This window comes from Vibrio sp. 970, from assembly GCF_033339075.1.
Map to the genome: position 1 here is coordinate 67,111 of NZ_JAWOTW010000011.1, position 21,688 is coordinate 88,798.

Annotated in this window: 27 protein-coding genes; 10 read left to right on the forward strand and 17 right to left on the reverse strand. The window is 45.1% G+C overall.

Annotation, left to right across the window (positions count from 1 at the left end):
• Window positions 1-51: 51 nt before the first annotated feature.
• Genes R7Q11_RS16585 through sctW form a run of 7 tightly spaced genes read right to left on the reverse strand, consistent with a single transcriptional unit; the run spans window position 52 to window position 4,833 of the window.
• Entirely contained in the window at window positions 52-483 is a 432-nt protein-coding gene (locus tag R7Q11_RS16585) for an LcrR family type III secretion system chaperone (protein ID WP_213967049.1), read from the reverse strand.
• The gene (vcrD, locus tag R7Q11_RS16590) at window positions 483-2,609 is read right to left on the reverse strand and encodes a SctV family type III secretion system export apparatus subunit VcrD (RefSeq protein WP_104979251.1); all 2,127 of its coding nucleotides are present in this window, start codon (window positions 2,607-2,609) and stop codon (window positions 483-485) included. The genes R7Q11_RS16585 and vcrD overlap by 1 nt, the downstream gene beginning before the upstream one ends.
• Window positions 2,593-2,934 carry a type III secretion system chaperone VscY gene (vscY, locus tag R7Q11_RS16595; protein WP_005377248.1) on the reverse strand — a complete coding sequence of 114 codons (342 nt, stop codon included), beginning with the start codon at window positions 2,932-2,934 and terminating at the stop codon, window positions 2,593-2,595. Before vscY ends, vcrD begins: the two co-directional genes overlap by 17 nt.
• A 5-nt stretch (window positions 2,935-2,939) precedes the next feature.
• A complete protein-coding gene (vscX, locus tag R7Q11_RS16600; RefSeq protein WP_005377246.1) occupies window positions 2,940-3,317 on the reverse strand; it encodes a type III secretion system protein VscX in 378 nt (125 codons plus the stop codon).
• On the reverse strand, window positions 3,314-3,688 hold the full coding sequence (sycN, locus tag R7Q11_RS16605) for a type III secretion chaperone SycN (RefSeq protein WP_005377240.1): 375 nt from the start codon (window positions 3,686-3,688) through the stop codon (window positions 3,314-3,316). Before sycN ends, vscX begins: the two co-directional genes overlap by 4 nt.
• Window positions 3,675-3,959 carry a TyeA family type III secretion system gatekeeper subunit gene (locus tag R7Q11_RS16610; RefSeq protein ID WP_005377239.1) on the reverse strand — a complete coding sequence of 95 codons (285 nt, stop codon included), beginning with the start codon at window positions 3,957-3,959 and terminating at the stop codon, window positions 3,675-3,677. Before R7Q11_RS16610 ends, sycN begins: the two co-directional genes overlap by 14 nt.
• A complete protein-coding gene (gene sctW / locus R7Q11_RS16615; RefSeq protein WP_017821331.1) occupies window positions 3,940-4,833 on the reverse strand; it encodes a type III secretion system gatekeeper subunit SctW in 894 nt (297 codons plus the stop codon). Before sctW ends, R7Q11_RS16610 begins: the two co-directional genes overlap by 20 nt.
• A gap of 185 nt (window positions 4,834-5,018) precedes the next feature.
• Between sctW and vscN the strand changes: the two genes are divergently transcribed.
• The 10 genes from vscN to R7Q11_RS16665 all read left to right on the forward strand — a co-directional run bounded on the left by vscN (window position 5,019) and on the right by R7Q11_RS16665 (window position 13,575).
• Window positions 5,019-6,341, forward strand: coding sequence for a SctN family type III secretion system ATPase VscN (gene vscN / locus R7Q11_RS16620; protein ID WP_017821332.1), 1,323 nt, complete (start codon window positions 5,019-5,021; stop codon window positions 6,339-6,341).
• Window positions 6,338-6,799 (forward strand): type III secretion protein, encoded by a 462-nt coding sequence (locus R7Q11_RS16625; protein ID WP_025768127.1) that lies wholly within the window; start codon window positions 6,338-6,340, stop codon window positions 6,797-6,799. Before vscN ends, R7Q11_RS16625 begins: the two co-directional genes overlap by 4 nt.
• Before the next feature lie 9 nt (window positions 6,800-6,808).
• Complete coding sequence (locus R7Q11_RS16630) at window positions 6,809-8,014, forward strand: type III secretion system needle length determinant (RefSeq protein WP_213908120.1); 1,206 nt, start codon at window positions 6,809-6,811, stop codon at window positions 8,012-8,014.
• Window positions 8,011-8,979, forward strand: coding sequence for a SctQ family type III secretion system cytoplasmic ring protein VscQ (vscQ, locus tag R7Q11_RS16635; RefSeq protein WP_025768125.1), 969 nt, complete (start codon window positions 8,011-8,013; stop codon window positions 8,977-8,979). Before R7Q11_RS16630 ends, vscQ begins: the two co-directional genes overlap by 4 nt.
• The gene (gene vscR / locus R7Q11_RS16640; RefSeq protein ID WP_005377232.1) at window positions 8,976-9,626 is read left to right on the forward strand and encodes a SctR family type III secretion system export apparatus subunit VscR; all 651 of its coding nucleotides are present in this window, start codon (window positions 8,976-8,978) and stop codon (window positions 9,624-9,626) included. The genes vscQ and vscR overlap by 4 nt, the downstream gene beginning before the upstream one ends.
• A gap of 13 nt (window positions 9,627-9,639) precedes the next feature.
• Complete coding sequence (gene vscS, locus R7Q11_RS16645; protein ID WP_005377227.1) at window positions 9,640-9,906, forward strand: SctS family type III secretion system export apparatus subunit VscS; 267 nt, start codon at window positions 9,640-9,642, stop codon at window positions 9,904-9,906.
• Window positions 9,903-10,688 (forward strand): type III secretion system export apparatus subunit SctT, encoded by a 786-nt coding sequence (gene sctT, locus R7Q11_RS16650; RefSeq protein ID WP_031778955.1) that lies wholly within the window; start codon window positions 9,903-9,905, stop codon window positions 10,686-10,688. The genes vscS and sctT overlap by 4 nt, the downstream gene beginning before the upstream one ends.
• Window positions 10,689-10,703: 15 nt before the next feature.
• Window positions 10,704-11,753 carry a SctU family type III secretion system export apparatus subunit VscU gene (vscU, locus tag R7Q11_RS16655; protein ID WP_225466594.1) on the forward strand — a complete coding sequence of 350 codons (1,050 nt, stop codon included), beginning with the start codon at window positions 10,704-10,706 and terminating at the stop codon, window positions 11,751-11,753.
• A gap of 102 nt (window positions 11,754-11,855) precedes the next feature.
• Entirely contained in the window at window positions 11,856-12,566 is a 711-nt protein-coding gene (locus R7Q11_RS16660) for a helix-turn-helix domain-containing protein (RefSeq protein WP_021707757.1), read from the forward strand.
• Between the two features lie 106 nt (window positions 12,567-12,672).
• Window positions 12,673-13,575 carry a DMT family transporter gene (locus R7Q11_RS16665; RefSeq protein ID WP_395229550.1) on the forward strand — a complete coding sequence of 301 codons (903 nt, stop codon included), beginning with the start codon at window positions 12,673-12,675 and terminating at the stop codon, window positions 13,573-13,575.
• An 89-nt stretch (window positions 13,576-13,664) separates the two neighbouring features.
• Here the strand turns inward: R7Q11_RS16665 and R7Q11_RS16670 are convergent, their stop codons facing one another.
• From R7Q11_RS16670 to vscI, 10 genes are all read right to left on the reverse strand, one after another.
• Complete coding sequence (locus tag R7Q11_RS16670; protein ID WP_151514830.1) at window positions 13,665-15,143, reverse strand: CesT family type III secretion system chaperone; 1,479 nt, start codon at window positions 15,141-15,143, stop codon at window positions 13,665-13,667.
• Between the two features lie 9 nt (window positions 15,144-15,152).
• Window positions 15,153-15,611, reverse strand: coding sequence for a CesT family type III secretion system chaperone (locus R7Q11_RS16675; RefSeq protein WP_005387141.1), 459 nt, complete (start codon window positions 15,609-15,611; stop codon window positions 15,153-15,155).
• A 230-nt stretch (window positions 15,612-15,841) separates the two neighbouring features.
• Complete coding sequence (gene vopR, locus R7Q11_RS16680) at window positions 15,842-16,819, reverse strand: type III secretion system effector VopR (RefSeq protein ID WP_213908123.1); 978 nt, start codon at window positions 16,817-16,819, stop codon at window positions 15,842-15,844.
• A gap of 10 nt (window positions 16,820-16,829) precedes the next feature.
• Entirely contained in the window at window positions 16,830-17,276 is a 447-nt protein-coding gene (locus R7Q11_RS16685) for a type III secretion system chaperone (protein ID WP_033906168.1), read from the reverse strand.
• Between the two features lie 255 nt (window positions 17,277-17,531).
• Window positions 17,532-18,695, reverse strand: a complete 1,164-nt coding sequence (locus R7Q11_RS16690; protein ID WP_005377207.1) for a VopS family T3SS effector adenosine monophosphate-protein transferase — start codon at window positions 18,693-18,695, stop codon at window positions 17,532-17,534.
• A gap of 3 nt (window positions 18,696-18,698) precedes the next feature.
• Window positions 18,699-19,130, reverse strand: coding sequence for a type III secretion system chaperone (locus R7Q11_RS16695; protein ID WP_005377206.1), 432 nt, complete (start codon window positions 19,128-19,130; stop codon window positions 18,699-18,701).
• Between the two features lie 185 nt (window positions 19,131-19,315).
• Window positions 19,316-19,954, reverse strand: a complete 639-nt coding sequence (locus R7Q11_RS16700; RefSeq protein WP_005387146.1) for an HrpE/YscL family type III secretion apparatus protein — start codon at window positions 19,952-19,954, stop codon at window positions 19,316-19,318.
• Window positions 19,933-20,598 carry a SctK family type III secretion system sorting platform protein VscK gene (vscK, locus tag R7Q11_RS16705; RefSeq protein ID WP_005377204.1) on the reverse strand — a complete coding sequence of 222 codons (666 nt, stop codon included), beginning with the start codon at window positions 20,596-20,598 and terminating at the stop codon, window positions 19,933-19,935. The genes R7Q11_RS16700 and vscK overlap by 22 nt, the downstream gene beginning before the upstream one ends.
• A complete protein-coding gene (sctJ, locus tag R7Q11_RS16710; protein ID WP_086012989.1) occupies window positions 20,591-21,337 on the reverse strand; it encodes a type III secretion system inner membrane ring lipoprotein SctJ in 747 nt (248 codons plus the stop codon). Before sctJ ends, vscK begins: the two co-directional genes overlap by 8 nt.
• Complete coding sequence (gene vscI, locus R7Q11_RS16715; RefSeq protein ID WP_005377202.1) at window positions 21,337-21,681, reverse strand: SctI family type III secretion system inner rod subunit VscI; 345 nt, start codon at window positions 21,679-21,681, stop codon at window positions 21,337-21,339. The genes sctJ and vscI overlap by 1 nt, the downstream gene beginning before the upstream one ends.
• Between the last annotated feature and the right edge of the window lie 7 nt (window positions 21,682-21,688).

Consider the following 21,688-nt stretch of genomic DNA (forward strand, 5'->3'; position numbering starts at 1 on the left):
TATCTTAAAGCGGGTCATCTCATCGGTGCTGTCAGTAACAGTCGTGAGTTTTTACTTTTTCAACTTTTTCAACTTTTTCAACTTTTTCAAAGGTCTATAATCTGCTAGGCGTAAACAGTACCAGTCTTCTAGCTCATCATGGCTTGCACCGCATGCTTTTAGATAGAACTGTGCCAATCGCTGGCTGCTCATGTTGCTACCACGTAACACATCGACGTTGCCGCGAATGACCCAATCGGAGGGATAAAGTTGAATGGCATGTTCAGCCAAGAGAAATAAGCCGGCAAAGGGGTTACTCAACCCCAATTTTGGACGAACGCGTTTCAGAAGAACGATGATGATTTCACCGTCCTCCACCCGAAAAACGAGCTCTAAGCCTTCAACTTCAATTCGATAACCAAGTTGAATTTCACTTTGTTGCCAAAAGTATGGCGTCACTTCGATCCCCGCTTGCGCCAGCGAGAGTATTAGTTTTGTTTTCATTACATCCCCACCCTTCCAAGTGGCTGAATATTGATTTGCTGGGTTAGTTCTTGAAATGACAAAACAGGCAGATCGTAGTATTCCGATTCAATAAGCTTTCGCACATATCGGCGTACATCCATAGACACAACTAGCACAGGTTTATTCGGCATGCGGCTTAAGTCACCAATGGTCTGTTTCACATCACTGACAAATTGTTGCGTTACTGACGGGTCTAACGCCAAGTAACTCCCTGCTGAGGTTTGACGAATACCGCTGCGTATTGTGTCTTCGAGACTTTGATCCAATAAGTAAGCGGGCAACATGTTTTGTCCGCTCGCGTATTTGTAGCAAATGTAACGTTTTAAGCTGGAACGAATGTACTCCGTCAGCTGTACAACATCTTTCTCTTTTTGGCCCCACTCAACCATCGCTTCCAAGATCACGCGAAGGTTTCGGATAGAAATGTCTTCAGAAACCAAGCGTTGCAAGATTTCCGTCATTTTTTGCAACGGAACAATACGCTGGGCCTCTTTGACTAGCTCCGAATAACTGCCTTCCATCTGCTCCAACAGATAACGCGTCTCCTGAATACCAATAAAGTCTTGTGCGTACTCCTTGAGAACATGAGACAAGTGGTACGTTAAAATCCTGTCGGGTGTGAGAAAACCGACATGACTGGCTACGAGTTTTTGCTCATAACTCTGTGCCACCCAAATGCTAGAAATACCGGGTAGAAAATCTTCATCTTGCTCATAAGGCACGCCTAATAAGTCGATCTGCTCATTCCCTTCTGTCACCAAGAGTTGGTCTTTTACAATTCGTCCTCGTGCAACCGGAACTTCTTGTAACTGAATTAAATATTCGCCATTTTGCATCCCCTCGTTAAAACGCAGGTGGATACCCGGGAAAGGCACGCCGAGGTCGAGATATAGTGCGCGCCTCACCCTTGCTAGCTCTTCATTTAATGCGACCGCTTCCAAGCTTTCCTGAAGGCTCGCGTCAAGATCAATCAACAGCGGGACCGTCATGGCGAACTCTTCTTGCTCACCTAACTTACCTTTACTGTTTCGAGAAGGCGTAGGTTTGCTTGGCTTCGCTGCTGGCGAACCGGCCCCTTGCGAAACAAAGCTTGATAAGTCGGTGCTATCTGATTCCGCTTGTTTTTTCTGTTGATAGAAAAGGAAGAAACCACCACCACCAACCACGGCGGCCAAGACCAGAAAAGTGATTTTTGGAAACCCAGGGATGAGTGCGAACAGCACCAAAAGCACACCACCAATAAGAAGTGCTCGTGGCTGAGCAATCACCTGCCCACCAATATCCGATCCAAGATCAGAAGAGTCTTCATGAGAAACACGCGTCACGATAATACCGGCGGTAATCGCGATAAAGAGTGCCGGGATCTGCGATACCAAACCATCACCAACGGTCAAAATCGCAAACAATTCAAGTGCTTCAGAAGCACTCATGCCTTTTTGCGTTACCCCGATCGTGACGCCACCTAAGATGTTGACCACAATGATGACCAGACCCGCAATGGAGTCGCCTTTAACGAACTTCATCGCGCCATCCATCGAGCCATACATTTGGCTTTCTTTTTCAATCAGTGATCGTCGGTGCCTAGCTTCGTGTACGTCAATTACTCCGGCACGCATGTCACCGTCAATACTCATCTGCTTACCAGGCATCGCATCGAGTGAGAATCGCGCACTAACTTCTGCTACCCTTTCTGAGCCTTTAGTGATCACCATAAACTGAACAATGGTAATGATCAGGAACACAACAATACCGACCACTAAGTTACCGCCCACAACGAAGTTACCGAATGTATAAACGATTTGACCAGCATCGCCTTGTAGCAAGATCAAGCGGGTTGTCGTGATAGATAAAGACAGACGAAACAATGTCGTGATCAATAGCACCGCAGGAAATGCAGAGAACTCAAGTGGCGTGGTGATGTAAATCGCTAACATAAGCAGCACCACCGCAATGCTCATGTTGGTGCCAATCAGCACATCCACCAGTGCGGTAGGAAGTGGCAATATCATCATAAAGACGATCGCGAGTAACATCACCGCAAGCATGATGTCTTTGCGTTGCCCTACTTTGTTTAGAATATCGATCAACTTATTCATGTGATTCACTATTTAAAGATTGCAGATAGCGTCGGTGCGCTTGACGGGCGCCATCGACGTCATTTTGTTTCCAACGCGCTTGGCTTAAACAAAACCAGAGTCCTGCCGAGTCAGGATGAAGGTCGGATTTTAATAAGTGCTCACACACCTCAATCGCCCGGGTATATCGACCACTTTGTAAACACGCCACAGCAAGTGTTTGCATCGCCTCTTTGTGCTGCGGTTCTATTTCTAGAACCGCATCGAGAATAGAAATGGCATGCTCTGGCTTTTGGTATTGAACTTGTAGCGCAGCGTGAACAAGTAAGAGTTCAATGTCTTTGGATCTCAACATGTTGGTTAGACCTGGATAAGGAGATTGAGCGCCATAGTGAGGTAACGCTGATCAAGTTGTGTACTTTGTAGCGTTTCAGATGCTTTGATAAAAGAAGCGGAGCCTGAGTCCTGTGCAAGAACTTGCAGCTGAGCCAACGTTTCATCAAATTGTTGACGGTATTTTTCTGGACGCAACAACTCTGAGTGCAGCAGCTTGGGCTTAGTTAACGCGATGAGATATTGGTCTGAAGGCCGGAGGTCATAGAGCTTCTCTAAATGTGTAGCGACCGCCTGACCATCAGGAAGCAATTGAAATCGCTCTGGGAAATCGGCCTTAACTTCACTATGAGTAACATGCGTAAAGGCTTCGATGCCTACGTTTAAAGTGCTGACTCGAGTCATGAGCCTGCCACATCGTTATGTAGACGAGCCAAAAGCGTAAACGCTTGCTCTAAGGTCGGAAGTGTTACTTCTTCTCCTTTTAGCCTTGCTGAAAAAACCAGAGTTTGTTCATCTAACAAGCCGGTTTTAATTTCGAAAGGCCAGCCTTGATCGGCATGACACAAACACAGTGCACTTTGAATAATGTCACTGGTTTGATGCCAAGATAACGCTCGAGACAACATCAAGAATAACTGCTCACCCTGTCGCTCAATATGCAGCGTACCACTTTGCTCAAAATCCAGCTGCACCCGTCCAGCTGATGAGAAATCGACGGCATCGAGCCCCATTCCTCGGCAAAATTCATCGACGGATGCATCAATCCAACTCATCTTCCCACGCTTCCTCTTCTTCTATATCAATGGCTTCGTCTAGCGCCTTTTGTACCGCTTGGATTAAATTCTGTCGTTGTTCTTCATCGGCGAATACGTCAATTGGGATTGCGCGAACTAACTTATGGAACTCTCGAAAAAAATCGATTTTTTGTTCTACCGCCGTCAATTCCATTGCGTTGGCGACTTTCCATATCTCATCACTGCTTACCCATCGCTGCTCTACCAACGCAATCACATCAGCCATCAAATTAGAAACTTGATAAGCCATAATTCGTCCTTTCCGGTTTAAACATTTGGAACAGCTGACTCACACGATCTTGCAACGTATTTAGAGTTTTGAGTTTTTGCATATCGGACATCAACCACTGCAACTTAACCGAATCGATACTGCTACCTTGAACACTAAGATCTGCACTCATGCCTTGCAGCATAAAGTCAACAGCGGTCGATACCTCCTGCTCACCAAAGCGCGCCACCACATCTTGATAAGCAGCGCCGAGCCCTTGATAACTATGAACGGTATCGCGGTAGAAGCCGCGCAGCTGATGCAAAGAGCTAAACTCTTGCTCTTGGCTATATTCATCAGCAAAATTTGAGACACGGATTTCCGTATCAATTTGAGACCATGTATCTGGGTTTTGCTCGATTCTTAGAAGTGCTTGGTCAATCAGCGCTAGTAGGTGTTTACTTTCTGGACTCGCACTCAAAAACTTTTTAACGGCTTTTAGCGCGAGGTATTGATGGCTTTTCTCCTCGGAAAACCCATTCAAGTAGGCTTGTAATTGCGCGATGGTCGAGATATTTCCTCCCGCCATTTTTGTAGCCAAATCTTTGATCTTTTGATTCTTTTCAAGATCAGGGACTTTTCTTAAATAGTCCGAAACGAGTTCATGTGCTTCATTAACTCGAACACCACTGTCTTTCACTTTGCGCTTAGTCAGATCTTTCTCTGCTTTTTCGGAACCGAGTGAAGTGAGTTCTTCCATCGCATCAAAAAGTGATTGTGTAGCATTGTGAACACGGACGGTTTCACCGCGATAATTGCCTTTTTGTGAAACGTCGGGGCGAGACGATTCCAACCCGTTTTGGATAGACGCATCAAACTTTGGATTTGTTGCGATATGATTGTTGATAATACTCATTCACTTGCACTCCTTCCGCACAATACAGGCGAATTATAGAAAGTGCGCTTTGTTGAAGCTGTCAAAATCAGACGTGTTTTTTTAGTGCGCTTTCAGTTTTCTAAAAACTCCCGACTGATATTCACTATAAATTGATTCTTATACTTTCTATCCTCTCAGCATCAATCATTGCGCATATTTTTACCTTGAACGATTTCTCATACATCACTGATATCCAACAATCTGCGATTAAACACACGCGTTTGATCCAAATTCGCGGGCGCGTTACACAAGTCACCGGCACCATTATCAAAGCTGTCGTCCCTGGCGTTCGTGTAGGTGAACTGTGTGAGTTGCGCAATCCCGATCAAACTCTGTCTTTGTTAGCGGAAGTGGTTGGCTTCCAGCAGCATCACGCTTTGCTCACCCCGTTAGGAAATATGTTTGGGATTTCCTCAAATACAGAAGTAAGCCCAATGGGCAAAATGCACGAAGTGGGTGTTGGCGACCACCTGTTAGGTACAACGCTTGACGGGCTTGGACGTCCTTTCGATGGTACGCAAAGTCAGGAACCAAGTGCTTGGTATCCTGTTTATCGCGATGCGCCACCACCAATGCAACGTAAACTAATTGAAAAGCCAATCTCTCTTGGCGTTCGATCCATTGATGGGCTACTGACCTGTGGTGAAGGTCAGCGCATGGGTATTTTTGCAGCGGCTGGCGGGGGTAAAAGTACCCTACTGGCAAAACTGATTCGCTCCGCAGAAGTTGACGTGACCGTTCTCGCCTTAATTGGTGAACGCGGACGCGAAGTGCGCGAGTTTATTGAGCATGACCTAGGCGAAGAAGGAATGGCCAAATCGGTTTTAGTGGTCGCTACCTCTGATCGCCCAGCAATGGAGCGTGCCAAAGCCGCTTTTGTTGCCACTTCTATCGCAGAATATTTTCGTGATCAAGGTAAACGCGTGCTACTGCTGATGGATTCTGTAACGCGTTTCGCCCGCGCACAGAGGGAGATTGGACTAGCCGCAGGCGAGCCACCAACACGACGTGGCTATCCGCCTTCTGTTTTTGCCGCTTTGCCAAAGCTGATGGAACGAGCTGGACAATCAGACAAAGGATCAATTACAGCACTGTACACCGTGTTGGTGGAAGGTGACGACATGACGGAGCCTGTCGCGGATGAAACTCGCTCAATTCTAGACGGGCACATCATTCTCTCGCGCAAACTTGCGGCAATGAACCATTACCCCGCCATTGATGTACTTCGGTCAGCAAGCCGAGTGATGAATCAAATCGTTGAACCCGATCATCAGGCGTCTGCTGCTCATATTCGCGAAATGTTAGCTAAGTATGAAGAAGTTGAGCTGCTAATCAAAATTGGCGAATACCAACATGGCGCAGATAGTCGAGCGGATTTGGCCATTGCACAAAGTGATGATATACGCGCCTTTTTACGCCAAGGCACTCATGAACCAAGCGATCTTGATGGCGCTATCGCTCAACTTAAAGGGATGGCGAAACAATGATAGAACGCTTATTAGAAATCAAAAAAATTCGCGCTGAACGTGCGGATAAAGCCGTCAAGCGTCAAGAATACCGAGTGTCAAACGCCGCAGCACAGGTTCAAAAGGCCGAACGTTCTGTCGCGGACTATCACGTTTGGCGCCAGGAAGAAGAAGAGCGACGTTTTGCTAAAGCAAAACAACAAACACTCGTTCTCAAAGAGCTAGAAACATTAAGACAAGAAATCGCGTTGTTAAGAGAGAGAGAAGCCGAACTTAAACAACGTGTGGCCGAGTCAAAAAAAGCGCTTGAAATCGAACGCTCGGCACTTAAAGAAAAGCAAAAAGAGGCGCGACAAGCCCATAAAACCAAAGAAAAATTCGTTCAGTTGCAGCAACAAGAAGTCGCGGAAAAATCGCGAGAAAGGCAATACAAAGAAGAACTCGAACAGGAAGAGTTTCGCACTGTCGACATTATCTAAAGGTTCACTATGCGCATTACCCCAACAACTGAAACATCGAATACGCTGCACAAATCAACGCCGGAACAAGTGCCTCTCGAGAAGGAGGCCGAGCTTCAATCACAATTCGAGCATGCAATGACGAAGAAGCCTAGCAAGGGAAAGGAGTCTATCGTTGGGAATCCCCAAAAAAATCATACTGGCGAAGAAGACATACCGCTAAGGCATAAGACATCTCAAAGTCTAGATAAGAAACATAACCTATCGAACCAAGAAGCCAACGCTGACAAAAACATCTCCACTTTAAAAGGCAAAAGTGACGTCGTTACTAAGAGAGACGTAGAGAAATCGCAAGACGACGCAGCAAATAGCGAAGAAATAATTAGCGAAAACAATAAACTGCTTAAAAATGACGGAAAAAGCGATGGCGACACAGTTCTAAGCTCCCCTTCTACCGAGCTTGTTGATCCTCACTTTCAAGCTCATTTGAAAGATGACAAACCGACGCCGATGGATAAACGTATCTCACCGGATTGTCTCTCTACGCTTGAATCTGGCTTGCTCCCCCAAAGTGCGACAGCGACAGAGCTCGCTCAAGATGGGATTAACATTGTTGGCTTAACAGAAAAGCAAACTGAAACAGCGCACAATAAACGCGCAACTCATTCGCTACAGAATACAGGCAAACGATTAGACCAAACTGATGGCCTGCCTGAAACCAAGCCTCTTGAAAAAATCGAGACGAAAAGCGCACTAGTCACCGTTAAAACGGATGAAGAAAAAGTACCTTCTCAGCCCTTTGCAAGTGCGGTAACACAAGGCGATGTCATCCTAAAAAGTGTTGCTTCGCAGGCTCAACCGAGCCCAACGCGAGACGTAAACCAATTACTCCAGCAATTGGTGGATAAAATCTATGTTGCTCTGCCAACCGCATCGGACAACAAAGAGGTTCGGCTGTTTCTAAGTGAAGGACAATTAAAAGGTGGCGAAATCCACATCAAGTTGGACGCTCAAGGGTATAGCGTGACGATTCGACAAGAGCATGCCCTTTCCATTATTAGCCAGCAAGCTAGACAAGATCTTGCTGAACGGCTAAACCGATTCGGTGGTGAGCAGCCACTTCGCTTAGCGATCAGCGAACAAACTCAACAGCTCGATCAACAACAACATGAACAACAACACTCACGCCAACAACGCAGCGTGTATGAAGAATGGCAAGCGGAGAATGACCTATGACACCGTTAATAATACCCAAAGTGGATGCAGAAAGTATCGCGCTCAGCAATCAACTTTGTGCAAAACAGTGCCACTTCCAAGGGACTGATGGTCAGAGCGTATCGATTACTGTTGCTCAAATCCCTTCATTTGAAGGGTTCCGTTTAACCACGTTGATTGGAGGGCAAACCCTACAAGTAGACTTTTCTCGTGCGCAGCTCCAACATTGGCTGAAATCGACCTTAAATGCTACTGCGTTTGAGTCCCTGCCTAACTCCCTCCAGTTAGCACTTTTGAGCTCACAGATAGAACCGCATAGTGAGGCAATCAAAGCGCTATTTGGTCAGTTACCCATTCTTAGTCAACTACAGCCGTTAGAGGCGAGCCAGGCCCAAGAGCATACTTTAATGTTAACCCTCAATAAGCCTAACGGCTCTCTTTGTTTGTGGGTTAGCGAAGGATCAGACGTGTTATTGGATGCGCTACCAAACAGCGCTGCTCTACAAGCTCGACACCTCGCTTTACCTGTGTGGTTAAGTCTTGGAAGGACCCATTTGACGTTAAGCGAATTTAATTCGCTCGAGCTGGGAGATGTCATCTTTTTTGACGATGGTTACATCGCCAAGCAACAAGCCATTTTTCAAGTATCTAACCAGAATCTCTGGCGCTGCCAGCTAGATGACCAAACTCTTCACATTATTGAAAAAGAAACCAATATGAATGACGTAAACACTTCAGAAATGTTAACCGACCACCAGCAACTGCCTGTGGAACTCACGTTTGATATCGGCCATCAAACCATCACGCTAGAGCAGCTTAACCAGCTTCAGCCAGGGTACGTATTCGAGCTAAACCAGCCTGTATCTAAGCCGGTAACATTGCGTGCCAACGGCAAAATCATTGGTGAGTGTGAACTGGTTAATGTTAACGAACATTTAGGTGTGCGCGTACTGGAGCTGTTCGGTGGCACGCAGGAGCCAGCATGATCCAGTTACCCGACGAGCTCAATCTCATTGTCAGCTTAGCACTGCTGGCACTGATCCCATTTATCGCCATGATGGCGACGTCGTTTGTGAAACTCGCCGTTGTATTCTCACTGCTGCGTAACGCTCTCGGTGTACAGCAAATTCCGCCGAATATGGCGCTTTACGGATTGGCTATCATTCTGTCAATTTTCATCATGGCTCCCGTCGGGTTTGAAACCTACGACTACGTAAAGCAGCATGATATCTCCCTTGAAGATTCTGCAAGTGTAGAAGGCCTCATTGAAAGCGGTTTACAGCCTTATCGAGAATTTTTGAAAAAGCATATTCGGGAAACCGAAGCCATATTCTTCACTGATGCTGCACGCACATTGTGGCCACAGAAGTACGTAGACCGTTTAGAGTCGGACAGCTTATTGCTCTTACTGCCCGCATTTACCGTCAGCGAGCTTACTCGCGCTTTTGAAATTGGCTTTCTGTTGTACTTACCGTTCATAGCTATTGACCTAATTGTGTCGAATATCCTACTCGCGATGGGGATGATGATGGTATCGCCAATGACGATTTCCCTCCCCTTCAAATTGTTGCTTTTTGTCTTGCTTGACGGCTGGACAAAGCTCACCCACGGCTTAGTGTTGAGTTACGGTTAATCACGGAGAAAGTATGCATTCTGCTGAAATCATTCATTTCACGACTCAAGCATTAACCCTAGTGTTGTACTTGTCATTACCGCCGATTTTAGTCGCAGCATTGGTTGGTACATTGGTGTCGCTTATTCAGGCGTTAACTCAGGTCCAAGAACAAACGTTAGGCTTTGTGGTCAAGCTTATCGCGGTCATTATTACGCTGTTCGTCACAACGCAATGGCTAGGGGCAGAGCTCCACGCCTTCGCCTCGCTTGCTATGGATAAAATTCCTCAAATACGATGAGTTATCACGACTTACACCAGGCTTTATTTTTGTACAGCCTGACGTTACCTAGGTTAATGGCATGCTTCATCTTTTTGCCTATTTTGAGCAAGCAAATGTTAGGCGGCACCATGGTGAGAAATGGTGTGCTTTGCTCACTCGCACTGTTTATATTTCCGATGATTAATCAGCAAAGCTTGCCCGCAGAAACCGACGGCATTTGGCTGATAATGATTTTGGGTAAGGAGGTATTAATTGGGCTATTGATAGGGTTTGTTGCTGCTATCCCTTTTTGGGCGATAGAAGCGGCCGGTTTTCTGGTCGACAACCAACGTGGGGCTGCCATGGCAAGTATGTTTAACCCAACGCTAGGCTCACAATCCACACCAACAGCGGTATTACTGACCCAAACGTTGATTACCCTGTTCTTCTCTGGCGGGGGCTTTGTCACTTTTATCTATGCGTTATTCAAAAGCTATACATCTTGGCCGATCGTGGACTTTTTCCCAACCGTTAGCGACGCATGGGTGAGCTTCTTCTACGCGCAATTTGAACAGCTTATGTGGCTTGGTGTGTTGATGTCCGCTCCATTAGTGTTGGCAATGTTTCTTGCTGAGTTTGGTCTAGCGCTTATCAGTCGTTTTGCACCGCAATTGAATGTTTTTTTCCTTGCCATGCCAATAAAAAGTGCCATCGCGAGTGTTTTACTGATCGTGTATCTCGGAATAATGATGGATCACTTTGAAGTACAGTTTTACGGCATTACCCGATTCGCAGAACAACTCAATACCATTTGGCAATAACGCTTAGGATTCTTTATGAGTGCAGAAAAAACAGAGCAACCCACCGCAAAAAAGTTACGCGATGCTCGGCAGAAAGGTCAGGTTGCCAAAAGCCAAGAAATCGTATCGTCTGCATTAATTTTGGCGCTCATAATTGTACTGTTTGCGTTCGCCGATTATTACATGTCGCACATCTCAGCGCTTATTCTCCTACCAAGTAAGCTTGCTTATCAGGGTTTCCAAGATGCGCTAGTCGATGTCGCTATCGCCATCGCAAAAGAAATTGCCTATCTACTCGCTCCGATTATTCTGGTTGCTGCACTCGTCGCCATCTTTTCCAATATGGGGCAGTTCGGGTTCCTATTTAGTGGTGAATCCGTTAAACCCGACATCAAAAAGATCAATCCCGTCGAAGGGGCCAAACGCATTTTTTCCCTCAAGAGTGTGATTGAGTTTATCAAGTCGATCCTTAAAGTCTCTCTTCTTTCCTTCATTATCTGGGTGACATTACGCGGTAACATCAACGCTTTAATGCAAATTCCAACTTGTGGGCTAGAATGTGTCCCGACCATTACTGGCGTCATGATTAAACAATTAATGATTATCTCTTCGGTAGGCTTCATCGTCATCGCTGCCGCAGATTTTGCGTACCAGAAGTTTGATCACACGAAAAAGCTCAAAATGAGCAAGGACGAAGTGAAGCGCGAATACAAAGAGATGGAAGGCAGTCCAGAAATAAAAAGCAAACGTCGTCAGTTACACCAAGAGCTACAAGCCTCTAATCAACGTGAAAACGTTAAACGTTCTAATGTATTAGTTACAAACCCAACACATATCGCGGTTGGCCTTTATTACAAGAAAGGCGAAACGCCCCTGCCCGTCATCACTTTGATGGAAACCGATGCGGTAGCCAAACGTATGGTCGCAATCGCTAAAGAGGAAGGCGTGCCTGTGATGCAAAAAGTCCCTCTTGCTCGTGCACTATACGCCGACGGTAACGTCGACCAGTACATCCCAAGCGATCTTATTGAGGCAACTGCGGAAGTGCTTCGTTGGTTGGCTTCGTTAGAGTCCGAGGCGGACTAACAAACCACATCCCATTCAAGATCTGGGCTTACAACTGCCCAGCTTTCAACCTCGATACTTTCAACGCTATAATGCGGTATCCTTTAACTGTATGTTGTTTTTATGAAATCTAGCTTAAGCATTCGCTCCTACACGAAACGTATGAGCCGACATACTCATAGTGATTATCATCAACTGGTGCTTCCTCTCCAGGGCAACATACATATTGATATGGATAGCTATGTCGGAAAGGTGGCGGTTGGCGACTGCATAGTCATCCCCAAAAGTTGTGCTCACGGGTTTAATGCCGAAGAGTCATCACGCTTTATTGTTGCGGATATGACCACTTTGCCCACTCATTTGATGGATAATAGTGTGGCTGTGTTTTCGATTAGCCCGCCTCTACTGAGCTTTATCCAGTTTGTCGAAAAGCAACTTGAGTATCAGGTTAATGATGAAATTGAAAACTCAATGGTTGCAACCTTCTATCTGTTGCTGGAGCAGCAAAAGCGGTCTCGCTCCGTGGATTTGCGTATTCGAGATGTACAGGTTGTGATCGCGGAGCAGCTTGATCAGCCACTCACCATTGCCTCATTAGCGAATGCCGCTTGCTTGAGTCCGACGCAGTTTAAAAAGCTTTTTAAAGAGCAGCTAAAAGTGAGCGTCCATAAGTACATTACACTACAACGTATGGAAAAAGCCAAAGCACTACTGACTCATACAGACCTTCCAGTTCAGTTGATAGCTGAACGAGTTGGTTATAGTGACCTTTCCGCGTTTAGTCGACGGTTTTCAATGCATTTTGGTATGTCTCCTAGAGAGTTTTCCCGATAGTCACTAAAATAGTCTTCTGGAACAAGTATTCCGTCTTTTCAGCACAAAAATCTCTATCGCTTTCTTTTATTCTTTCTACCCTAAAACAGCCATTCACTAGGTAGAAATTACAGTGTTAAAAAAACATTTCACCGACTATCAATTAGGAACTTTATCCATACTTTTTGCTTCAACCCTGTGGGGAACGACGGGCACCGCTGCCAGCTTGGCACCGGATGTCAGTGCTCTCGCCATTGGCGCATTTTCTATGGGTATTGGTGGGTTTATGCAAGCATGTCTATCTGCGAAGTCACTGAAGAGAGATTTTCGAAAAGTCGTACATAAGAAGAAAACGTTACTGATTAGTATTATCGCCTTAGCCACCTACCCACTGGCTTTTTATTCATCAATGCGATTCGCTGGTGTGGCTATTGGTACGGTTATTTCTATCTCCACTGCTCCTTTCTTTTCTGCTTTGTTAGAGTGTCTCTTTAGCCGAAATCAGACCATAACCAAGCGCTGGATGATGAGTTTCGCAATCGGGGTCATTGGCATTACCTTGTTGCTGGCTTCTGAGTCATCCGCAAATAGCTTATTTGATCAGGATATGAAGCATTGGGGTGTATTACTTGGCCTATTGGCAGGTTTGACGTACGCCATTTACTCATGGGGAGTAAAGACTATGATTGACCACGGCATTGAATCGCAAACGGCCATGGGAAGTGTTTTTGGTATTGGTGGAGTTTTGCTTCTACCAACACTTTTCATCACGGGTGATAATCTATTTGCATCGTCAACTAATACGGCGGTCATGCTCTACATGGCCTTGATTCCAATGGGGTTAGGTTACGTCGCTTTTGGGTTTGGGCTACGGTTTGTTACAGCCAGTGGAGCTAGCATACTCACGCTATTTGAACCTGTTATCGCAGCAGCACTAGCAGTTGCGATTGTTGGGGAAGAAATTTCTTTCATTGGTTGGGTTGGTATAACGTTGACACTTGTGTGTTTGTTTCTTCAGTCGAAAAGTTAAATTAAACCGATATTAGCCAGCCCCAAAAAGGAACGCTGACGGTAGATAAAGTAAGGAGCAGCACCTACTCCCTACTTTACCATTTGAAATTACACCCAGCCTTCTGCCAAGTACATCAATCGCAATTGACTTGGTGAGCCTAGTTTTTCTAGCGCATCTAATTGGACGTCACTCAGGTTTGGGCATTTATCAAGATAAACTCGTCCGTTTGCTGCATCTAGGGGGAGCTTGTAGGTTAGCTTTTCGTTTATTTTACTTGCTTCCCCTTTATCAATCGCTCGAACAGCTGGCATGAGCCAATCCCAATCTTCTCCTAACAGTTTTTTAAACGCCCCGTTAGCAATAGACTCGGTTTTACTTGGTGCATCCTCTGGGCTTAGCTTCAAGATAGAATCTACGTCAGGAACCAAGTGCTCACTTGGCTCTGAACCCAACATCTTTTTCAGTGTTAATCGAGCGGCTTCCATCTCTTGTGCCTCTTTAGGCGCTTGAGGAGAAGTCATTGCAGTATCCTCCTTAGGGCCAAGGTACGCCATTAATGCGCGGACAGAAGCCGGATCTTGCATACTGAAGGTAAAGTCTCCTTTTGCATTGGAAACTTCAAGTCTAGGTAAAACACCAGACATTTCGCCTTGCATAAGTTGCTCTTTTACTTCCGTATTTAACCCGTATGCCCCAGCTTGGTTCGCCACAAAGCCACCGCCGCTCATGATAGCAGTCGTTGCCGCAGAACCGATTGCCTCTTTTGCTATCGGTGTGACGCCCACCGTTGCTACAGAGCTAACACCGAACGTGCCCAGGCTCCCCGTCGCCATACCTAACGTAGCTCCAATGCCACCTTCAGCCGACAGTATCGCATGACCTTGAGCCAAGGTTTGCTGCATCGGCATAGAAAGACGTTGATCTCGCCCTGGCAGCTGTGAAATTTGTTCTAACTGATGATGGTAAGCCTCAGCATCACCATTTACGGCCGCTTTGTGCAGCTCTCGACCTGTAGAAATCAATAAGCCAACACCAGGTAATGCCAAGTTAATAACGGCGTTCACACCAGAACCTTTTAGCTTTTCTTTGCCCATCTGTAACAGTTCAGCAGCGAAGCCATCCATTTTTCCTGGATACTGGGCTTCTAAACTCACCTGCATACGCGGATCTTTGCTGATCGCATCAAACGTATTTTTAAGCTGCTGGTACGCATCGCTGCTCACTTTTATTTCATCCAATAGGCTGACAACTTCTAAGATTTTACGCTCAGTAAGTGGCTCACCGCGATAGCCTGAAGGACTCACTAGGGAGTATGCCAACAGCGCAACCTCAGGTTTTTCTTGCTTAAGTAGCGCCTGCTTTAAATCAAGGTGAGTTTTGATGTTTTCTTGGAAAAACTTAGTGTATTTGCTTCTCAATACGCCTTCGTGAATAGAAGCAAACTTATGACCTTTGTGGAATGTGGAAGGTTCTTTTACTTCACCTCTTTTACTGATCACTCGGTCATCTTTTTGTGCAGCAACTGCACGAAACTGTTCTAGATCAGGTACTGGGCTTTGGCTGATTTTTTGTGTTGTATTAACCATTTTTCTCTCCTACACACGAAGTGATTGAACATGAGCTTGTTCATGATTAGAGGTGGTTGGAATCGCTTGATCCAACATTGCGAAACGCGCTTGCCACAGCTCGGCCTGTTCAATAACTTCGTGAAACCAAGCGGTAAGGTTCGTCGTATTTAGATGCTCAACGGGTTTACGTCCTGCTAAGACAAGCTGTCGACCGTTTGGAGCCAAAGCAAGTGCGAGGCTGCCACTACCTATTCCTTGATAGTTAGCATGAGCAAGAAGCTCTAAACCTTTTAGTCGTTGTTCACCGGATTTTTCTAACCCTCCGAACGTTACAGACAACATCAAATCATCCGTATCTGTCGCGATGAAATACAACATGTAGCGATCATCGACCAGTAGCTGACAACGTTCATTTTCTTCAAAATTCAGTTCGGGCAACTCATTGAGTTGGCAAAACTCCAAGAGCAGTTGTTGAATCGTGTTCATAACTTTTTCCTTTTGTTTCAATAACTCTATTGAACAACGATTGCAGATTGAACGATGTCGGTAATGGCTTTATTTTTGTCACTTTTTCGCCTTCATTGTGAGGTTTTCCGCAGAAACCTCGCTCTAAAAACGAGTTGCCAGAGTAATAAAAAAGAGCAGCTCAGAGCTGCTCTTTCAATAAAGGTTAGATGCTTAGCATGGTGTATTTGCTCACTTCTTTTGCAGAGTGACTAACCCAGTTTATGGCTATCAAAAATGACTTCTGTTGGCGGGAACATATTCGAAACAGGTGGTCGTTGTGCATCTCCAAACATTGGTGCACCGAATGCAGATGTCGCCCACGGGTCAACAATTTTCACATCCTTACTCCACGTTGATGGATCTTTTATGTCGCTCCCCTCTTGTCGACCAACCAGTACATAAAGGTGTGTACCTGAATGACCCTTTTTAAACGCAACCACTTCTACTTTGGGTTCACTTTCAGGTGTTCCTGACATGCCTTGAATCATCTCAGCGGCGGCAGCAAAGGCAAATGTAGTACAGCAGCCGGCTTTCGCGGTTTGTACTGCCTTAGCAATGTTCTGTAGAGTGCTTAATTGCGGTGCGGTTCCTCTTTGTGCTGCAGCTTGAATTCCGTTTGCGGACATCGTCGCTCTGTGATCTTGCATGATTCGCGCTTGATCCGCGTGAAGCTCTTTTAGTCGTGGCTTTCCTTTTGTTTCATAAAACTGTGACCCCTTAACACCGAACGTATTTAAGTCCGTACAGGCAAAATCACCAAGCTTTTGAAGGTTGGCTTTATGTTCGTTGATAAGCGCGACACTCGATGAGGCTTTATTGGTTTTGGAAGAAGAGGCTGCCGTTTGTGCCGTTGGCCAATTTGAGCTAGGGCCAGACGACAATCTCTCAAGATTTTTCAGGCTCCCAAGCGTTAACTTGTTCTCACCGTTCAACACATTTTTCAGCATGAGCTTCGCAACATCTTTAGGAATACCCTGCTTAGTAAGCAGGTTCACTACAATATCTTTCGCTTTATTCTGGTGGCTAATACGCGCGCTGATACTTTTATTTTTTGGTGCACCCTCTTTAACAAAAATATCTTTGCCGTTGTGTGCTCGAACCTCTTTGTCGTCAGCCTGATTTTGTGTCGCCAAATGTGACGTTAACTGACTCAACGAGTGCATGTGCGATGTATTAATATTGACCATGTGTGATGCCTTAAACTTGAATAAATGCGTGTACGTCTGTTTGGCTAAAATCTACAACCGTGTTGTTTTGAAATAACTGTCCCCAAGTATCAACTAATTCATTCAACTGAATGATTAAGTTAGCAATGTTGGTGAGTTCACTTCCAGCCGCGATAGCAACTTGAAGAACAACGTCTTTGCGTGTTGGATTCACACAAAACTGCACACCACCTGTTTCTCGATACAAGAAGTTGTATTCAAGTAAAACTTGAAGTTTATCTAGCGTAATATCATCTTGTTCTATAAGCAGGTTTTTGGAAATCAATAACTCGCCTTTTTCCTCTACGAGCAGAACATCGACACTGTTGTTTTCAGCAAAATGCAGTGACCACATTTGATCGTCATACGCTGTCACGCGCTCAAGGTTCAGCACTTCTCCTAGCTCAGAGAGAAGCATATTAATCTTTCCTGTATCCATGTTGTGTCCTGTCTAATTTATTATAACTAAGTGACATCGATATATTTATTTCAGCGAAGCCACTTGGGTATAACGGCTCATTTAAATAAGCGAATAAGGATAAAAGAGATTTTATGGCGAGATAGAAACCGACACTTTATTTCAACGTCTCATTTTTATTGCTATTAGCCGTTTTATTGAGAAGAAAAATTAAGGTTAAGCTGGAAAATAAAAGAGCGGCAATCGCCGCTCCAAAAATTAAATAGAAGTAGAAAATCACTTAATACCGTGAAGGCTATTTTCTGCATCCATAGCTAAAGGATTGAACGAGTCGTTACGAAGTTCTGCTATCGCGTATAGCATGCGCCCCATGCGACCATTTCCATCGGTAAAGCCATGGTACCCGATAACTCCGGCGAACAAATGTTTACCTAAGTCTTTATCTTCTACAGGGTTCTCTTTCAAAAAGCCTTCAATGTGCTGCTTTAACATGCCCTCACCGCCAATACTTGACGGCAAAGTGCCACCCGAAATATTTGGCCCTCGGTAATCACGCTCAACATTAGGCACCAATCGAGCGTGTAGCTCTTTTAGGTTTTCCATATTCAATAAATCTTTACCATTAGACGCGTATTCTTTCAGTAAAGACGTAATATTTTCGGCATCGTTTCCTTTAGAGTTAGAAGCATTAATGATCCACGCCGCAGCTCTTTCAACATTATTGGTTACGCCACTTTTGTTAAACGCACCCTCCGCCAGTCCTTCAGCGTATACACCTTGGCTTAGATCGGTGCTTGCTAGACCTTCGATATGACGTTGCGCCGATTTAAGATGCATCACCTCCATATCAAACACCGCTTGCATTTGATTAATGCTACCTGCCGGGTTTTTCTGCGCTGCAGATACACCACCGCCGTAGTCTTTTACTACACGTCCAGCAAGCGACTTCGCTGCACTTTCGCCAATCAGTGATGTGAGGTTTTTACCAGAATCGGTTTCTAACATTGCCTCTGTCATCGCTCGCTCTGCTAACTGGTTTAGCTCAGCAGAGTTCGACTGAACTGATTTACTGTCTAACTTCGCAAAGGCATTTAAGACATCTGATGCGGTTTTTATGCTTCCATCTTTGAAGAACATTTGTCCATGCTCAACAGAAGAAGCAGCTTGTAAACGCTGAGCTTGTCCTTGCTCATTATCAAATACGGCTTTTGTAAGGGCTTTCGCTACCGATTGTGGGCTACCTTCGCGAAACAGTTTTCCTGTCGCTTCAAAAAATCGCGCTACTGCACCATTCGTAGGATTGGCGCGAGTAAATTCTTGGGTCGCTGCGTTGATTTGGTATTCTTTGCCACCAATACTCAGCTTACCTTGGTTAAGTATCTCGTTACGAGCTTGCGGCATGGCAGCCTGCAACGCGCTAACACTTCCAAAACTGATCATGTTTTAAACCCTTAATGTGGAAAAATGAGTGGTATTCGTTTCCGGTACTTCGGTTGTTTTATTGGTTACTTCTTGTGTATTCGCACTTTTTAACCACTCGATGAAATTCGCAAATGACTCATCGAAAAAAGATGCAGTTAGCAGTTGCTGAGGCAGGTGTATGAAACCGATATATCCGGTCTCTTCCTCCCAGCATACCGCTGGAGAGCCTTGCGTTAAGGCATCTTTCATATGTTGATGCAAAATATCAGCACTCGGTTTATTACCTGAAATCAGCCCGATAAGCGTCACACGATCTTCTTGTGCACGAATTGTGATTGCTGTGTTTTGCTCAACGAGTAGATGGCAACAATCATCCTCATCAAAAACCAACGGCTCCAATTGGCAGCGGCTGGCAAAATCTGTCAGTAAAGAAGTTATAAATCCATTAGCCATTCGACTAAATAATCCTATTTTTGTTGTTTTAGATGCGCTGCTTAGTTGCAAGACTTATCAACTAAGCAGCTTTCTTAGGTGTATTCTTAAGGATTTATGGCAGTGAATATTTTAGAAATGGTCGGATTTTTTTTGTTTAAAGGCATTAAAATGAAAAAACTCAGCAAGTGCTGAGTTTTTGAGGTTCATTCATGAATCGTAATTTTACGCTCGCTGAGCTGCTTCACCATGGCTTGCTTTAATGCATGCAGCTGTCCATCAATACTAGCGTCGATGATCCCAACTTCTGTTTCCAAAATGCAGCCTCCATTTTTCAAGCGCGCATCTGCTACCACGTCAACGTAACCGACTTCAGGGAAATCACTTAATACACCAGCCACCTTTTCTCTCACCTCAACAACCTGCTCTGGGTGGACATGTAAAATGACCTGCTTTTGGTTACTCACCAGTTGCAACGCTTCTCGAACTACACTCACCGTGGTATCGACATCATCGAAGGTATCGATGATCTTACGTACTGCTTCTAACACCACACCTGTCATTTTTTCTTCGACTTGCTGATAGTAGTCATTACAACGTGCTAAGGTTTCAACCATCGTTTGCGCATTTTCAATCTTGGCTTGTGCAAGGCCATCTTGATAACCACGTTGTTTTTCGGTTTCGTAGGCTTGTTGGGCATTAGCAATGATGCTTTCAGCTTTGGAGTTCGCGGCTTCAACTAAGTGTTGCGAATCCAGATAACTGGCATAATCTTTCGCTTTCAGCACCTTTAAGCCAGGTGCCAGCTGCAAATTGTCTGTTTTTATTTCAACAAATGAAACCATTGAGGAATAACCTGTTTTGCGATTTTTTTTGTGAGTCGATACGCCAGATCTCGTTGATCCGCTTCCAACCAGTTAGCTGTTTCTGCGTTTTCGCTAAGTTGCTTTTCCAATTTGAATTGCCAACGAAGAACAACATCTTCCGGTGAGTTAATCAAAATAAACCTCATCCAAAAATATCCCAGCGCCCTCATGCTTGCTTCAACAGACCTTTCATCCAGTAGTTCTGGTAACGAACGCTGCCAGCCTTGCGGCCAGCAGGATAACAGCATCGGCCCGTTTTGAATTAAGAACCGAGCGCCTTCCAAACCAAAAACGTTGTTCAGAACCTGTTTAGGATGTTTTAAGACAACGCTTCGCATCGCAACACAATGCAAAGCTCCACCCACCATCAATACGAGTTGATTCAACGCGTCTGTCGGGAGCAATGCCAAACTATGACAAGGTCTGTTAAAAGCCGTCTCAGGAACGGGAGATAACGCCCACTCATTGATACACCATTGGTTGAACATGGGGTTATCTCTCCAGCCTTCGATATTTAGTAACCAAGGCTGCTTTTGCTCTATCCAACTTCTATGGATGTACTGGCAAGGCGCATAGTTAAACTGGTGTTGTACCTGCGCGAGTGGTGTTTCTGGTTTAACCACGCTTCGTGTTCCTACGACACCATGTAAAAGTAGCGATATTCGAGCCGATGAGTGCCGCTACCAAGAACACCAAAATGGCGATAAGATTATTCGCCGTCTCTTTGGTGACCTGAACCGACAAAATGCTTTTAAATTGATTGTTTTGAGTAGCAACTCGAACCTCTGATGAGGGTACCATCACTACGCTGATTCGATCGTAGTTCAGCCCCTCAATGCTATTGTTCACTAATAATTTGATCTGCGGAACATATGAATCAAGCGCAATATCTGCTGCGTGTTTAATAAATACGGAGGCAGAAGCTGGAGTTGGGCGCTCTCCTGGACGCAGATCTTGATCTTCCAAAACAACATGAACACGTGCCACCAGCACGCCATCAATCTGAGATAAGGTTGACGAGAGCTCTTGAGATTTCGCGTATACCAAACGTGCTCGTTCTGCTAATGGTGACGAGATCAAATCGTCTTTGGGAAACACTTCTTTCAGTGTGGAAAACTGCTCTCTTGGATAACCTTTTCGCTTTAGCGCATCTACCGCGAAGGCGATTTGAGAACTGTCTACCATTAACTTGACGGTGTTGTCTTTGTCAGGTTCTTTTGTTGCAACGACACCTTCGGATAGTAAGATCGACAACATCTCATTACCCTCTTTCTGAGTAACGTTGGTGTATAGCTCGGTCTGACAACCTACCAGAAACAACGTGAGCATGATGAAAACTGCTCTCATTTTATTCATCATCACTATTGTGCCTTCAATAACGTTTCTACGTTTTGTGTGGTTTTACCCACGGTTTTCGCGATCAGCTCTTCTTGAAAAGTAATGCGTGTCAATGCCCACTGCATTTGCAGCAATTGCGCCGGATCATCACCCACCATCTTCATGTTGTCTTGCAGGTTACTTTTCGCGTTATCGATAGTGTTTTTCAACTCGCTGATGTTTTCTAGCAAACCGCCCTCCAGGCCATTATTTGCCTCGGGAACCGACATAGCTTGCTCAAAACGTTCGCTTAAACCGTCTTCGACTTGCGCATCCTGTAACTTATCAATGTTGGTTTGCATCACCTCGGTGTACTGCGTGTTTATCATATGTACT